The sequence below is a fragment of the Streptomyces specialis genome, assembly GCF_001493375.1.
GTDB classification, from domain to species: Bacteria; Actinomycetota; Actinomycetes; order Streptomycetales; family Streptomycetaceae; genus Streptomyces; species Streptomyces specialis.
The window spans coordinates 389,200-403,823 of the sequence record NZ_LN929895.1 but is presented as its reverse complement, the minus strand read 5'-3'; the positions used below and the strand labels follow the sequence as shown (position 1 = coordinate 403,823).

The 14,624-nt window shown below is 73.2% G+C and carries 12 protein-coding genes and 1 pseudogene; 5 read left to right on the top strand and 8 right to left on the bottom strand.

The genetic code is table 11. The annotated features are described in order from the left end of the window. Nucleotides 1-118 precede the first annotated feature (118 nt). From BN2279_RS16585 to BN2279_RS16570, 4 genes and pseudogenes are all read left to right on the top strand, one after another. The gene (locus BN2279_RS16585; RefSeq protein ID WP_199827736.1) at nucleotides 119-2,677 is read left to right on the top strand and encodes a PAS domain-containing protein; all 2,559 of its coding nucleotides are present in this window, start codon (nucleotides 119-121) and stop codon (nucleotides 2,675-2,677) included. Nucleotides 2,678-3,711: 1,034 nt separating this feature from the next. Further along, nucleotides 3,712-4,026 carry a putative quinol monooxygenase gene (locus BN2279_RS16580; protein ID WP_059010329.1) on the top strand — a complete coding sequence of 105 codons (315 nt, stop codon included), beginning with the start codon at nucleotides 3,712-3,714 and terminating at the stop codon, nucleotides 4,024-4,026. Then, nucleotides 4,016-5,242 carry a helix-turn-helix domain-containing protein gene (locus BN2279_RS16575; RefSeq protein WP_059010327.1) on the top strand — a complete coding sequence of 409 codons (1,227 nt, stop codon included), beginning with the start codon at nucleotides 4,016-4,018 and terminating at the stop codon, nucleotides 5,240-5,242. Before BN2279_RS16580 ends, BN2279_RS16575 begins: the two co-directional genes overlap by 11 nt. A 483-nt stretch (nucleotides 5,243-5,725) precedes the next feature. Continuing rightward, a pseudogene (locus BN2279_RS16570) lies at nucleotides 5,726-6,544 on the top strand (PAS domain S-box protein); the annotation flags it as partial. A gap of 55 nt (nucleotides 6,545-6,599) precedes the next feature. On the opposite strand, the gene BN2279_RS16565 reads toward BN2279_RS16570, so the two are convergent. From BN2279_RS16565 to BN2279_RS16535, 7 genes are all read right to left on the bottom strand, one after another. Further along, nucleotides 6,600-8,270 carry a long-chain fatty acid--CoA ligase gene (locus BN2279_RS16565; RefSeq protein ID WP_104531043.1) on the bottom strand — a complete coding sequence of 557 codons (1,671 nt, stop codon included), beginning with the start codon at nucleotides 8,268-8,270 and terminating at the stop codon, nucleotides 6,600-6,602. Between the two features lie 166 nt (nucleotides 8,271-8,436). Continuing rightward, a complete protein-coding gene (locus tag BN2279_RS16560) occupies nucleotides 8,437-9,006 on the bottom strand; it encodes a SigE family RNA polymerase sigma factor (RefSeq protein WP_059010325.1) in 570 nt (189 codons plus the stop codon). A gap of 290 nt (nucleotides 9,007-9,296) precedes the next feature. Next, nucleotides 9,297-9,527, bottom strand: a complete 231-nt coding sequence (locus tag BN2279_RS16555) for a hypothetical protein (RefSeq protein ID WP_059010323.1) — start codon at nucleotides 9,525-9,527, stop codon at nucleotides 9,297-9,299. 134 nt (nucleotides 9,528-9,661) lie between these two features. After that, on the bottom strand, nucleotides 9,662-10,381 hold the full coding sequence (locus BN2279_RS16550; protein WP_059010321.1) for a hypothetical protein: 720 nt from the start codon (nucleotides 10,379-10,381) through the stop codon (nucleotides 9,662-9,664). Next, nucleotides 10,365-10,985, bottom strand: coding sequence for an RNA polymerase sigma factor (locus tag BN2279_RS16545; RefSeq protein WP_234347933.1), 621 nt, complete (start codon nucleotides 10,983-10,985; stop codon nucleotides 10,365-10,367). The genes BN2279_RS16550 and BN2279_RS16545 overlap by 17 nt, the downstream gene beginning before the upstream one ends. Nucleotides 10,986-11,278: 293 nt before the next feature. Beyond that, nucleotides 11,279-11,602: a lasso peptide biosynthesis protein gene (locus BN2279_RS31510; protein WP_407702265.1), complete on the bottom strand. Its 324-nt coding sequence runs from the start codon at nucleotides 11,600-11,602 to the stop codon at nucleotides 11,279-11,281. Between the two features lie 262 nt (nucleotides 11,603-11,864). Continuing rightward, nucleotides 11,865-12,248 carry an ArsR/SmtB family transcription factor gene (locus BN2279_RS16535; protein ID WP_059008377.1) on the bottom strand — a complete coding sequence of 128 codons (384 nt, stop codon included), beginning with the start codon at nucleotides 12,246-12,248 and terminating at the stop codon, nucleotides 11,865-11,867. A 103-nt stretch (nucleotides 12,249-12,351) separates the two neighbouring features. Between BN2279_RS16535 and BN2279_RS16530 the strand changes: the two genes are divergently transcribed. Next, nucleotides 12,352-13,722, top strand: coding sequence for an NAD(P)-binding domain-containing protein (locus BN2279_RS16530; protein WP_079032216.1), 1,371 nt, complete (start codon nucleotides 12,352-12,354; stop codon nucleotides 13,720-13,722). Nucleotides 13,723-14,036: 314 nt separating this feature from the next. Here the strand turns inward: BN2279_RS16530 and BN2279_RS16525 are convergent, their stop codons facing one another. Continuing rightward, entirely contained in the window at nucleotides 14,037-14,555 is a 519-nt protein-coding gene (locus tag BN2279_RS16525) for a hypothetical protein (protein WP_059010317.1), read from the bottom strand. Between the last annotated feature and the right edge of the window lie 69 nt (nucleotides 14,556-14,624).

Here is a 14,624-nt window from a genome sequence, read left to right as displayed (position 1 = left end):
TGAGCTGCTTCTTTCGAACGCACCGCCGCGTCCGGCGCGGCTGCCCGTAGACTCCCTCTGATGACACGCACGGGTTACGTGCACCAGGAACACGTGGGTCAAGGGAGGAACCGACGTCGTGAGCAGCAGGCCAGCGAGGGGCGCTGCTCGCCTCGCCGCCATACTCGACGCGCTGCCTGACGCGCTGTTGCTCGTCAATGGCAACGGCACCGTCGTCAACGCGAACGCCATCGCCGTGGACACGCTGGAGGTGCCGGGCGCCCCGCTCATCGGTCGCGGACTCCTCGACATCGTGCCCGAGTTCGATCCGCGCCGTATCCCCGGTTCGATGCGCCGCCCGGAGGAGGACCCGAGCGTCCGGACCAAGCCCACCCGGATGGTCGCGCGGCGGACCGACGGGGTCGAGCTGCCGGTCGAGGTGACCAGCGCCGGCCTCAACGCGGGTCACGCGCCGTACGCGTCCGCGATCGAGGCGGCGTTCGCGGACGATCACGCCGGTGAGGAACTGCTGGTGCTGATCATCCGCGACCTCTCCGACGCCCTCGACACCGAGGCCGAGCTGGTCCGGCAGCAGCGGCAGACCGAGATGATCCTGCGCGCCGCATCGGAGGGCGTGGTCGGCGTCGACACCGCCGGCCGGATCGTCCTGGTCAACCCGGCGGCGGCGCAGATCCTCGGCCATCGCGCCAGCCAGCTCGGCGGCCAGGAGCTGCACCCGCTGGTCCAGCACTCGCGGGCGGACGGCACGCCGCTGGCGTTCGAGGAGACCCCGCTCCACGACACCCTCACCTCCGGCCGCAAGCACCGGGTGCGCGGGCAGGTGCTGTGGACGCGGGACGGCCGGGCGGTGCCGGTCGACCTGACCACCGCGCCGGTGCGGGACGGGGATCAACTGGTCGGCGCGGTCCTCGCCTTCACCGACCGCCGTTCCTACGACGCGCTCGCCGCCCGCCACGCGCAGCTCCTGGCGGTGCTGCGCGAGAGCCTGCGCGGGCCGCTCGACTCGCTGCGGACGGAGCTGTCGGCGCTGGCCGCCGACCCGGCCGGGCAGTTGTGGCCCGAGGCGAACCAGGTGCTGCACCACCTCGCCGCCGGGTACGCCCGGATGACGACGCTGGTCGACAACGTGCTCAGCTATCAGCGGCTCGACGAGGGCCGGGAGAAGCTGTCGTTCAAGCGGATCTCGCTGGACACCGTCGTCTCCGCCGGGGTGGAGGGCGCGACCGAGCTGATCGGGCCGGGGCGCGCGCAGTTCGCGGTGCACGCTCCGCCGATCGAGGCGGAGGTGGACCCGGAGCGGATGGCGCAGGCGCTGGCGCATCTGGTCGCCGGGGTCGCGGGGGTGGACGCCACCGGGCAGGCCGTTCCCGCCGCGCTGTCGCCCGGTGCCGACTCCACGATCGTGGTGGCGGCGGCGCAGCGCGGTGACGTGGTGCGCATCGAGGTGCGCGGACCGTATCCCGGCGGTGATCCGGTGCACGAGCCGATCGTGCGCGGCATCGTGCGGCAGCACGGCGGTGTGCTCCAGACGCATCAGGTGGGCGGTTCGTCCGCGTATGTGCTGGAGGTGCCGGTGCTGGCGGCCGGGGGAACGGCTCCCCGCGCGGTCCCGGCGCGTGACGCGAGCGGGGACACGACGGTGATGCCCGTTCCGGCGCAGCCCGTCCGGGGGACGGCGGGCAGGACGCCGATGGCCATAGAGCCGGTGCCCGACACCCCGACCGGCCGGCGGCGCAGGCACTCCGGTGCGGCGGCGCCCGTGCCGGAGCAGGGGGACAGTCAGGGGCAGGGGCAGGAATTCGGCCCCGGGCACGGCCGCCGGCGGCGGGCGCTCGGACCGGCCGAGGAGGCACCGGGGCCCGTGCCCGCGTCGCCCGTGCCCGCGCCAGGTCCCATCCCCGTGCCGCACCAGTCCGCGCACCAGATGCCCCAGCAGGCGCCCCAGCCGCCCCAGGCGCCTCACCCGCCGCAGCCCGTGCGGCAGACGCCCCAGCCACCACGCGCCGTGCGGCAGGCACCGCCCGCGCCCGCGCAGGTCGTGCCCCCGCAGGCCCGGCCCGTGCCCGAGCGGCAGGCGCCGGAGCCGACCGGGCGGCGCCGAAGGGCGGCCCCGCAGGCACCGGAGCCGCTCGCGCTCGGCCCGGCGGAGCCGGCCCCGTCACCCCAGCAGCCCCAGCAAGCACAGCAGCCCCAGCAGGCGCCGCCGGAACCCGCCGGTGCCGCCGCGCTCGAACCCGCCGTCCCGCAGGCGGCACAGCAACAGCAGCCGCCACAGCAGTCGGCCGACCCCGGGCCCGCCCCGCAGAACGGCGCGGAAAACACCCCGCAGAACGCCCCGCAGAACGCCCCGCAGAACGACGCGGAGAACGGCGCCGAGGAGAGCGACGAGCCGCAGGTCGTCGAGCACACCGTTGTCGCGGCCAGCCCGATCCTCGACGGCAGCGCCCCGCCCGTTCCCCCGCGCCCGCAGGTGCGCGCGCTCCCCATGCCGGGCAGCGAGCGGATGAAGGCCGGCCCCCGGGCATCCGGGGTCAGCGTGCAGACGCTCGGGCAGGGCGTTCCGGTCGGCTCGCAGCTCGCGGCTCCCGCTCAGGGAACGCAGCCGGCGCAGCCGCGGGCGCAGGTTCCGGGGCAGGCCCCCGCGCCCCGCCCCGCGCGGTCGAATCTGTGCGGTTGATTGTCTCTCTGTTGTGTGCGAATTCTCAAGGTGGTGGACACTTGGCTTTTTTATTTCGGGACGCGGGGAGCGCCAGAGTCGGATCTGGCCTCTTCGTCGGCAGCGTCGGATGTGTATAAGACACAGGGACGGGGCCTTCGGGGGTGGGGCGGTAGAGGACTCCGTGGACTCCGGCCGGAGTGCAGCGTTGGACTCGCAAGGCGACGTGGCGTCGGCGTAGGTGGGGGCAGGCCCGGACTGCCAGGGAAGCGCAGGGGCGGCATACCGGGGGATGGGCGGTCTCCAACCCCTGGGGCCAGGAGCCTGGCGCGTCGGAGGCTTCGCCCATCAGCCACAGGACGCCGTGTTCGTTGCGGTCGGCGGGGGCGCCGCACACCTGGCAGAGCAGGCCGGTCATTGCGACGCGCTGCCGGAGAGCGTGTACCGCGCCGAACTCCGGTTCCCCTCTGCCGGGGGTGGAGGGGATGCGGCGCCACAGGACGCCACCGGTGTCACGGTCGAAGAAGCGTTCGTCGGCGTAGGCCAGGCGTCCGCGCCGCTCCACGACCCGTACCTCCGCGGGGTGTTCGCCGCTCCACTGAGTGATGTGTGGCACCCTTCCCCTGGCCGTCAGGGCCTGGGGCTCCGGGCGCGCAGCGTGGTCGTTCATAGGGGTGTCTCCATGCTGATGGGCGGCGGGCCGGCCAGGGGACGGCGGACCCGGCCTCGATCCAGAGTTCATGGGTCTTATGCCGGGGTGTGGAGGTGGCCCGTGACTGTGTGGCCGCGGGAGTGGGTGACCTCTTCGGGGTGTCCGGAGGAGGTGCGGTGGTAGGTCGGCATGGGAGTTCTCCGTCCCTGTCCACGTGCGGTTCGGGCTGTCGGCTCGGGAGTCGGCTGACGCGGACCGCCATGACACGTAGAATAAGTACTAGCACCGTACCTCATATGCGAGCGCCGGAAGTATCAGTCCGTATTTTTCGTGCGGATGGGTGGCCGTAGCGTTGGCTTGACGGCGGTGTCCACCCCGAGACGCCAGTGAGGAAGGAACCGGGATGTACGGACTGATGGTGCGGTTCACCTGCAAGGATGAGGACGCCGCTGCCGCGTTCGATGAGTTGGTGGCGCGGACCGGAGCGCGGATTCGCGCGGAGGAGCCGGGGACGGTGGTCTACGCGGTGCACCGCGTGGACGGTCGGCCGCTCCAGCGGGTCTTCTACGAGCTGTACCGGGACGAGGCGGCCTTCCGGGTCCACGAGGAGCAGGACTACGTGCGGGCCTTCCTCGCCGAGCGGGAGCAATACCTGTCCGCCACCGAGGTAGATCGGCTGCGTCTCGTGTCCGGCAAGGGTGTTGACGGTGAGCGCTGACTACGAGAAGGCCCTCGGCCGCAAGATCGCCTTCCACCGCAAGCGCCGGGGCCTGTCGCAGAAGGAGTTCGCCGGCCTGCTGGACCGGTCGGAGGCCTGGGTGTCCCAGGTGGAACGGGGTGTGCGGCGGGTCGACAGGATGACCGTTCTGGAGAAGGTGGCCGAGGTTCTCAACGTCCCGGTCGCGGAACTGGCGGCCGAGGCGCCCATCGTGGCTTCCGTGGCCGAGGGGGATGGCCCCGGCGCCAGCCGCCTGCGCCTGGTGCTCAGCGGCGCGCACTCGCTGAAGGCGGTCCTGGGGCAGGTGGAGCCGCCGGACGTTCCGGCCCTGCGGGCCGACGTGGACCGTGCCTGGTCGCTGACGCACGAGGGCGCGTACGCGGACCTGACCGAGTTGCTGGAACGGCTCGTGCCCCGGCTCGAATCCGCCACCCGCGCGGGCACCGATGACGAACGGCCCGAGCTGTTCCGCCTGCTGGCCGCGATGTACCACACGTGCAGCGCCGCCCTGGCGAACATGGGTGAGCCGGAAGTCGCCTGGATCGCGGCGGACCGCGCGATCGTGGCCGCCGAACGGGCGGGTGACCCGCTGCTGATGGCCGCCGGGGAGTTCCGGCTGTCCATCGTCTTCCTCGGCGCACGCCACTACGAGCAGGCCGCCCAGGTCTCCGGCAGCGCGGCGGACGCCTTGCGACCGCCGGCGGAGGACGGACAGGTCGAGGCCGTCGCGTTGCGGGGTGCGCTGACCTTGCAACGCGCGCTCGCGGCAGGGCGGTTGAACCGGGCCGAGGAGGCCTACGCCTACCTGCGGCAGGCCCGGGAGATGGCCGAGCGGGTGGGCGACGGTCGCAACGACTACAACACCGAGTTCGGCCCCACCAACGTCGCCCTGCATGAAGTCGCCGTCGCCGTGGACCTCGGGGACGCGGGCGTCGCCCTGCGCGCCGCCGAAGCCGTGGACGCCTCCGGGCTGTCCACCGAACGGCAGGCCCGTTTCGGCATCGACCTCGCCACGGCGCACGCCCAGCGCCGACAAGTTGCCGACGCGGTGTCCGCGCTGGTGGAGGTGCGGGATCTGCTGCCGGAGATGTTCCGCGCCAAGCCCGCCGTCAAGCAGCTCGTGTCCGATCTGGTGGCCATGAGCCCGGTGCCGTCCGACGAGTTGCGGGCGCTGGCGCGGGAGTTGGCCGTACCGGAAGTGCGGACTGATATGTGAAGTACTAGACAGTACGGAAAGTACGGCCTATCGTGGGACGTGGCGGAGCCGCACGTCGACGAGGGAGGTCTGCCATGCGTTCGACACGAATGGCGATCTCCGCCGTGATCACCCTGTTCATCGAGGAATCGGCATCAACGACCCCCGCCGGAGAGGCGCGGGTACGGATCACCGTCGCCCGTGCCCGGACGCCGGCTCCTCGCTCGCCCAGGTCACCGTCACCCTGTCCGGCATCCCCGAAGGGGTCGTGCGGGGCGGCGGGCCTCGGGCGCGGGCGTGCGGCTGTCTCTTATCCCCCTCCGACGCCTCCGACGCAGCTGGTGGTGCAGATCTGTGTGTCCCTTTTAACCTTCCAACACAGCCTCTGCACGACATATTGGACGCACAGTTCCTCCTCCGGCGGACCCGACTCGTCGCGGCCAGCACGCCGCGTGGCACCGCGCCCGCTAGGCCGGTCGGGCGCTGCGGCCGACCCCCGTGGCCCCGCTGGACGGGCCGAACGGCGCGGTCGAGGTCACCGACGCGCACTCCGACGGCCGCGGGCTGCGCCGCCTGTCCGCCCCGGCCGACGACGAGCTGCCGCCCGAGCCGCTGGACAACCCCCGGCGGCTCCTGGTCTGGCCCGAGCCCGACGTCTCCACCCAGCAGGCCCTGACCGACCGCGGCTACCGGCCGGTGATCGTCAACTCCCGCGAGGAGGTCGACGCGCAGATCGCCGCCTACCCGGCCGCCCTCTTCGTCGACCCGCTGACCGGGCCGATCACCCGGACCGCCCTCCAGTCGCTGCGCATGGCGGCGGTGGCGGCCGAGGTGCCGGTGCTGGTGACGGCCGGTCTGGGCCAGGCGAGCCGCGAGGCCGCGTACGGCGCGGACCCGGCCGTTCTGCTGAAGGCCCTGGCGCCCCGGGACAGCGAGCAGCACCCGCCGCGGGTGCTGCTGGTGGAGGAGCAGCAGGCCATCGCGCAGGCGCTGGCCGTCTCGCTGGAGCGGCGCGGCATGCAGTCCGCGCACGCCGCCTCCGACACCGAGGCGGTGGAGGTGGCGGCGCGCATCCGGCCGAACCTGGTGGTCATGGACCTCAACCAGGTCCGGCGCAGGCGGGCCGGGATCATCGACTGGCTGCGCGTCAACGGGCTGCTGAACCGCACGCCGTTCGTCGTCTACACGGCCGCCGAGATGGACCCGGGCCAGCTTCCGCTGCTGGCCTCGGGGGAGACGGTGCTCTTCCTCGCGGAGCGCTCCACCAACCCCGAGGTCCAGGCCCGGATCGTCGACCTGCTGACCAAGATCGGCGCCCATTGAAGGGCCGGCGCGCACTGAACGGCCGGCGCGCGCCGACGCGGCGGCGGCCGGGTGGCTACGCCAGTGTGGTGACCGTCAGTTCACCCTTGGCGTAACGGGCCCGGAGCACCTTCTTGTCGAACTTGCCGACGCTCGTCTTGGGCACGGCCTCGATGGTGGTCCAGCGTTCGGGCAACTGCCAGCGGGCGATCCGTTCACCGAGGAACGCGCGCAGCTCCTCGTACGTGACGGCCCCGGCCGGGTCCGGGCCGAGGACGACGGCGGCGAGCGGCCGTTCGCCCCACCGCTCGTCGGGGACGGCGACCACGGCGGCCTCGGCGACGGCCGGGTGGGCCATCAGGTGGTTCTCCAGCTCGACCGACGAGATCCACTCGCCGCCCGATTTGATGACGTCCTTGGCTCGGTCGGTCAGCGTGAGGTAGCCGTCGGGCGAGATGACGCCGACGTCGCCCGTACGGAGCCAGCCGTCCGGGGCGAACCGGTCCTCGGGGCGCAGCGGTCCGGCGTCCGCGCCGCCGTAGTACGCGGCGGCGATCCACGGGCCGCGCACCTCCAGCTCACCGGCCGAGACGCCGTCCCACGGCAGGAACGACCCGTCGGGGCCGGCCAGCCGCGCCTCGACACCGGCCGGGAAGCGGCCCTGGCTGACGCGGTAGGGCCACTCCTCCTCGGGGGTGAGGCCGGGCGGCGGGCTGGAGTTGGTGCCGAGCGGCGAGGTCTCGGTCATGCCCCAGGCGTGGCAGACGCGGACGCCGTGCCGTTCCTCGAACGCCTTCATCATCGCGGGCGGGCAGGCCGAGCCGCCGATGGTGACGCGGGCGAGGGAGGAGATGTCGCGGGGCGTGGTGTCGAGTTCGGTGAGGAGGCCCTGCCAGATGGTGGGGACGGCGGCGGCGTGGGTGGGGTGTTCGGCGGCGATCATGTCGGCGAGCGGGGCGGGCTGGAGGAAGCGGTCGGGCATCAGCAGGCTCGCCCCGGACATGAAGACGGCGTGCGGGATGCCCCACGCGTTCACGTGGAACATCGGCACCACCGGGAGCGTGGTGTCGGCGTCGGTGAGGCCCATCGACTGGGCCGTGTTGACCTGCATCGAGTGCAGGTAGACCGAACGGTGGGTGTAGAGGACGCCCTTGGGGTCGCTGGTGGTGCCGGAGGTGTAACAGAGGGCGGCGGCGGTCCGTTCGTCCAGGTCGGGCCAGTCGTACGAGGTCGGGCGGCCGGCTATCAGCTCCTCGTACGCGTGGACGGCGGCGCCGGTGCCGGACGCGGCGGCCCGGAGCTCGGCGATGTCGCCCGGGCCGACGACGACGAGGTGCTCGACCCCGCCGAGGCCGGGCAGGAGCGGCGCGAGGAGCGGGATCAGCGTGCCGTTGAGCAGGATGACGCGGTCGGCGGCGTGGTTGACGATGAACGTGAGCTGCTCGGGCGGCAGTCTGAGGTTGAGGGTGTGGAGGACGGCGCCCATGGAGGGAACCGCGAAGTACGCCTCCAGGTGCTCCGCGTTGTTCCACATGAGGGTCGCGACACGGTCGCCGTCGCGGATGCCGAACTCGTCGGCGAGTGCGTGGGCGAGCTGGGCGGAACGCGCTCCCGCCTCGGCGAAGGTGCGGCGGGCGGGGGCTGTGTCACCGGTCCACGTGGTGATCAGGGACCCGGCGTGAATGGTGGAGCCGTGCCGCAGGATGCGGCTGACCAGTAGGGGAACGTCCTGCATCATGCCGAACACGGTGGCCTCCCGTCGTGACGCGCGTCGTCACGCGCGGACATGGGCGAGCTGGGTCACCGGTGATTCTGGCGGCGTGAGGCGTCGGCGCACCACCCCCGTGCGGGATCGGGCCGGAAACCGTGGCCGGGCGCGGGGGCCGGCCGGGGCCGGGGTGCCCTCGCGGATGTCAGGCGGCCATGGCCTGGTCGGCCTGGCTGCCCTGCGGGGCGCGGGAGGCGACCTCGGCCAGCTCCTCGTCCTCGCGGAGCTTGGCCAGCGCCCGCGAGACGGCGCTCTTCACCGTGCCGACCGAGACGCCCAGGACCTCGGCGGTCGACGCCTCGCTCAAATCCTCGTAGTACCGCAGGACGACCATCGCGCGCTGCCGGGCGGGCAGCTTCCCCACGGCCCGCCACATCGCGTCGCGCATGGCCTGCTGCTCGGCGGGGTCGGGCGCCGGCACCGGGTCGGGCTCCGGCAGCTCCTCCACGGCGAACTCGTCCACCCGGCGCTTGCGCCACTGCGACGTCCGGGTGTTGAGCAGCGCGCGGCGGACATAACCGTCGAGGGCCCGGTGGTCCTCGATCCTCTCCCACGCCAGGTACGTCTTGGTGAGGGCGGTCTGCAGCAGGTCCTCGGCGTCGCTGGGGTTCGAGGTCAGCGAGCGGGCCGTGCGCAGCAGCACCGCGCCGCGTGCCTGCACATATGAGGTGAAGGTCGGCGGCGTGCCCGTCTGGGCTGTCCTGGGCGTGGTCATGCCTTACAAATTAGGTGACATTACCGCCGGAATGGATCGGCCACAGGTCGCGATGCCACCTCCGCCCCAGGGTGTAGACGGGACCCCGACACCACCTCCCAGAGGTGGAGGGCTTCTCCTCCTTACCCTCAGTCGCGCTCAGGGATTCACCTGATGCCCGCCCGTCCGGCACCACCGGTCACGCGGGTCGCGCGACCGCGCGGGCGCTCCGTGACCGGTGCGCCCGCGCGGCGTGACCCTTCCGGACCGGGCCCGGCGACACACCCCAGAGCGTCACCGGCCCGCACGGCTCAGCCGGTGACCACCCGGACGAGAGGCTCGCGCGACGGGCCGGCGCAGCCGCCGTCCGCACCGGCGATGGCGCTCGCGCCGGACGCTCCGGCGACGGTGGCGGGGCACGGGCGCGGCGCGATGACCGCCGGGACGGTGGTGCGGGCCCGGGACGCGCCGCCGACGGCGCCCGGGACCAAAGGGACCGCGGCGAGCGCGGTACGAACCCGCGCGGTGCGGTTGCTTGCCATTCATCTCCTCCGTGAGCAGTCACGTGGTGGTGGAACGCGACGTCGCGCTCCAGAGTTGCCCACGTGAACCCCGGGGAATCGTCCGGCTTGGGGCGATTCGCTCGCATGAATGACGAGCGCCGGATAAACCTGGCTCAGCCCGTCGCGGTCAGCTCCTCGATCCTCTTCACGAAATCGGCGGCGGGCAACGGGAGTTCGATCTCGTCGACGAACTGGACGGCGTCCGGCACGTAGTGGACCACCGCGGCGGCGGCCTCCGTCAGATACGCGCTGTCGCCGCGCAGCAGCGTCAGCACGCGCAGCACAAGGGCCGGGCTGCTGCCGTCGCCCGCCGTGGGTTCGTCGTGACGGCCACCGCGGACGTCGCGGCCGGGGCGGTCGGACTGCCGGTGCCAGAGTTCGGCCTCCCACCGTTCGCCGAGCGTCAGATGGTGCAGATACAGGCAGTAGGCAGCGGCGGCGTCCCCGGCTCCGGCGGCGTACTGCCACCAGAAGCGCGCGCTGTCCTCGCGCCCGGCCAGTTGGAGTACGCAGCCGAGGACCCGCGCGCCGTCCGGGTGCGGAATGCGCCGGGCCAGGAAGGCGGCCAGGTGCTGGAGCGCGCCTTCCTGCCCGACCACGGTCCGGCACAGGACGCCCAACTGCCCCGCCGCGTCCGCGTCGTGACCGGCGACGGCGTCGCGGCCCGGAACGGCGTCCGCCCGGCGCCGCTGGCCCGGCACGCGGTCGGCGAGCCGGGCCTCCACCCGGGCCGCGATGCGCGCCTCGGCGGCCTCGATCTCCTGCTCGGTGTACGTGTGGGGACGGTGCGCCGAAACCGCCCTGGCCAGCGCGTCGTCAATGGACCTGGGCATCGTCGCCGCTCACCTCCCGTGCCACGTCCCACCGTTCGGCTTCCGGCCGGTCGCCGTCGTCCAGGCCGAGCACCTCCTTGAGCCGGTGCCGGGCGTACCGCGCGGTGGACCGTACGCCGGGCACGCTGATGCCGAGGATGTCGGCCGTCTCCTCCGTGCTGTAACCGACGCAGTACCGCAGCACGATGACGTCGTGCTGCCGCTCGGGAAGCTCCCGGATCGCCTGGTAGATGGAGAGGCTTTCGGCCAACTCCCCTATGGGATCGACCGCGTAGCGCAGGGCCCGGGTCTCGAACGCCGCCGTGTCCGACACCACCGCCCGCCGGCCGCGGGCGTGCGCGGCCTCGACGGTGTGCCGCTTGAGCACGGACCACGCGTGCCCGGCGGGGCCGTCGAGCCGCAGCACGTCCGGCCACTCGGCGGCGAGTTGCTCGAACGTGCGATCGACGACCTCCTCGGCGTCGGCCCGCGCCCCCAGGAACAGCTCGGCCCAGCGGACGTACGCGGGCCGGTACAACTGGTGGAACGCGCGGAAGTCCGCGGAAAGCGGCGGGAGCGACGACAGGGGGGCCGCGCCGCGGGGCGCGGGAAGCGGATCGGTCACCGCCGCGCCTCCCGGCGCGGGGCGTCCCCAACGAGCTGAACCATCACGGACCTTCGGGTCCTCTCTTCGGTCTCCATCGACGACAAGGGGCGTACACGGACCGGTGGGCACCGATCATGCACGACTGGGGGCACAGATCTTACGGAAAGGAGCCTGAGCGTTACGGAAAAGACGAACGATTGCCATGACCCTGGCCGTCCGGCGGGACCACAGCGTACAGATCGCCGTCCGGGCCGGGTCGCGACTCGGCTAGGGTGTGGGCGACACGACAGCGCGGGAGGAGGTGAGACCGATCACCACCAGCAGTCCAGGTGGCGCGCTCTCACCGAAGGCCGGCTGAGGGAGCGCCCGGAGCACCCCCGAGGGGCCCCTTCATGTCCTTTTCCGACTCCTTCTCCCACTCCTTCTCCGGCATTGTCGCCGAACTCCGTTCCGCCGGCTGCGTCTTCGCCGAGGACGAGGCCCGCCTCCTGATGGCCGAGGCCCGCACCCGGTCCGGCCTCACCGCGATGGTGCGCCGCCGCGCCGACGGGCACGCCGTCCACCTCGCCCCAGACGTGGGCCCGGAACGGCGCGACGCGCACCCCGGTGCACCAGGTGGGCCAGGAGCCGCCCATGCGGCGCAACAGCGCGGCGGTCAGGGCACGTTGCAGGCAGCCCTGCCCGGCGGGGCGGCAGCGCGGCCGGCGGCCTGGCGGCGGCCGACCGGACGGCCGGGCGCCGTCGCCAGGGCGGTCGCGGCGCCGGTTCGAGGGCATTCGACGTGCCCATGAGACGGCCGGATCCATCCGGCCGGGGTGGCGCCGCGCCGCTCCCCCGGGCAGGGCGCGCGAGGCATCCGGGGCTCAGCGGCCCGTACGGCGAAGGACCCCGCGCGGGTCAGGCGTCGCGCAGGTCGAGCATGGCGGCCATCGCGGCGACGACGGAGGGCGCGACCGCGTAGTAGACCCAGGTGCCGCGCCGCTCGGAGGTCAGCAGGCCCGCCTCGCGCAGCTTCTTCAAGTGGTGGCTGACGGTGGGCTGGGAGACCCCGACGTCCTGGATGTCGCACACGCACGCCTCGCCGCCCGGGTGGGCGGCGATTTTCGAGAACAGCCGCAGGCGCACCGGATCGCCCAGCGCCTTGAACATCACGGCCATCCGCTCCGCGTCCGCCCGCGACAACTCCCCCGAGGTCAGCGGCGGACAGCACGGCACCGTGTCCCGTTGGTCCGTGTCCCCGGAGGGGAGCAGCGGCAGCTCCACCGGTCTCGTATTCGACATGCGTCTATGTTGACGTCTGTCGATACCGATGGCAAGGTTCCCTGCATCGATGGATATCGATCCAACGAGACCTCAGCGGAGACGCGGAGCGAAGGAGCCCTTCATGTCGGAAACCACCCGCCCGCCCGTCGCCGTCATCGGCGCGGGCCCCGTCGGACTGGCCGCCGCCGCCCACCTCGCCGGGCGCGGCATCACCCCGCTCGTGCTCGAAGCGGGCCCCGCCGCCGGGTCCGCCGTGCGGGAATGGGGGCATGTCCGCCTGTTCTCGACCTGGGCGGAGCTGATCGATCCGGCCGCCGCGAAGCTCCTGGCCCCCACCGGCTGGGTCAGGCCGGAGGCGGGTGCCTACCCCACCGGGGCCGAGTGGGCCGAGCGGTATCTCCAGCCCCTGGCCGACGCCCTCGGCGACCGGGTGCGGTACGGCGCCCGCGTGACCGGGGTGGCCCGCGCCGGCCGCGACCGCGTGGTCGACGCCGGCCGCGACAGCCGGCCGTTCACCGTCCACCTCGCCACCGGCGAACGCGTCACCGCCCGCGCCGTGATCGACGCCTCCGGCACCTGGGCCGGGCCCGGCCCGCTGGGCGCCGACGGCTACCCGGCGGCGGGCGAGAGCGCGGCGGCCGACCGGATCGCCTACCGCGTGCCGGACCTGGACGACCCGGCCGTCCGCGCCCGTTACGCCGGGAAGCGCACCGCCGTCGTCGGCTCCGGCGCCTCCGCCTTCACCGCGCTCGCCGGGCTGGCGGACCTGGCCCGCGAGGAGAGCGGCACGCACGCGGTGTGGGTCCTGCGCCGGGGCCTCGGCGAGGACACCTTCGGCGGCGGCGAGGCCGACCAGTTGCCCGCCCGCGGCGCCCTGGGCCTGCGCGCCCGGGCGGCGGTCGAGGCGGGGCACGCCTCCGCCGTCCACGGGTTCCGCACCGCCGCCGTGGAGCGCGACGGCGAGCGGCTCGTCCTGGTGGCGGACGACGGCCGCCGCACCGGGCCGGTCGACGAGGTGATCGCGCTGACGGGGCTGCGCCCCGACCTGTCGTTCCTCTCCGAGGTCCGCCTCGGCCTGGACGAGCGGCTCTCCGCCCCCGTCGCGCTGGCGCCGTCGATCGACCCCAACGTCCACTCCTGCGGCACGGTCCGCCCCCACGGCGTCACGGAGCTGTCCCACCCCGAGGAGGGGCTGTTCCTGGCCGGGATGAAGTCCTACGGCCGCGCCCCGACGTTCCTCGCGATGACCGGACACGAGCAGGTCCGCTCGATCGCCGCCGCGCTGGCGGGTGACCACGAGGCGGCGCGTCGCGTGGAGTTGACCCTGCCCGAGACCGGCGTGTGCGGCGGCGCCGGTCTGTCCGACGAGGCGGGCGCCGACAGCGGCGGCGGCTGCTGCGCCCCCGCCCCCCGCCCCCGCCGGCCCCGCCCCCCCCCCCCCGGGGGGGGGGGCCCCCCCCCCCGCCGGGGGCCGTCGCTTTCACCCCCCTGACCGTGCGGGCGGAGGGCAGGGCGGTGACGTGCGGGGCCGCCAAAACAAATACATGCGTATACACGTCACGGTTGTAGCCACCGTCTCGGGTCTTTATGTTTTTTTTTTCAGGCAGAAGCCGGCATACGGGATTTCTCCCTGTCCCGTGGGCTCGGTGTTGTTTATAAGAGACAGAGGCCCAGGCCCCCCTGGCCACCCACGCCCTCACCGACGCGGGCCTCCTCCCCCACCTGGCCACCTCCGAGGACCCACCCGCCACGGTGGTGGTCGCGACACGGCCGCGGGACTGAGGGAGGCGACGACGGGACGGCGCCTCACGTCCCGTCCGGGGACGGGGTCAGGGGGATGTACACCGGTTCGCCCTCGTACTCATGCATGGTGTGGTCGCCCTGGCGCCATTCGGCGCTGATCGAGACGCCCACGATGGACTCCCACTCGTCCGCGGTCAGCGTCACGTCATAGCGCTGGAAGGCCACCCACTCGGTCGGACCCTTCGCCGCCTCCAGCGGAATCCTCGTGGTGTCCGCGGCGACGCTGTTCGGAAGGTAGTTGCGGGCGGAGATCACGAGGCTGCTGCTCGACGGCTCCCACGAGGGGGTGCACAACTCCTCCGGCGCCCAGGCTCCCAGCACGCCGCTCACCCTGACCCGCTCGTCGCTCTCGAAGGTCACCGACCCGACCGAAAAGGTGCGGATCGCGCACGGCCTCAACGTCACGACCTGCACTGTGAACTGCTCGGCGACGCCCGGCTCGGCCGCTATCGCGGTCCCCGGAACACTCGCCAACCCCACGACGGCGGCGGCACAAGCCACCACCCCGGCCAACGACTTCATGTGCGACTCCGTCCGACACGACACCGGCCACCTGACGCCATGCTCGGCGGGGGGTCCGGGAGCGTCAAC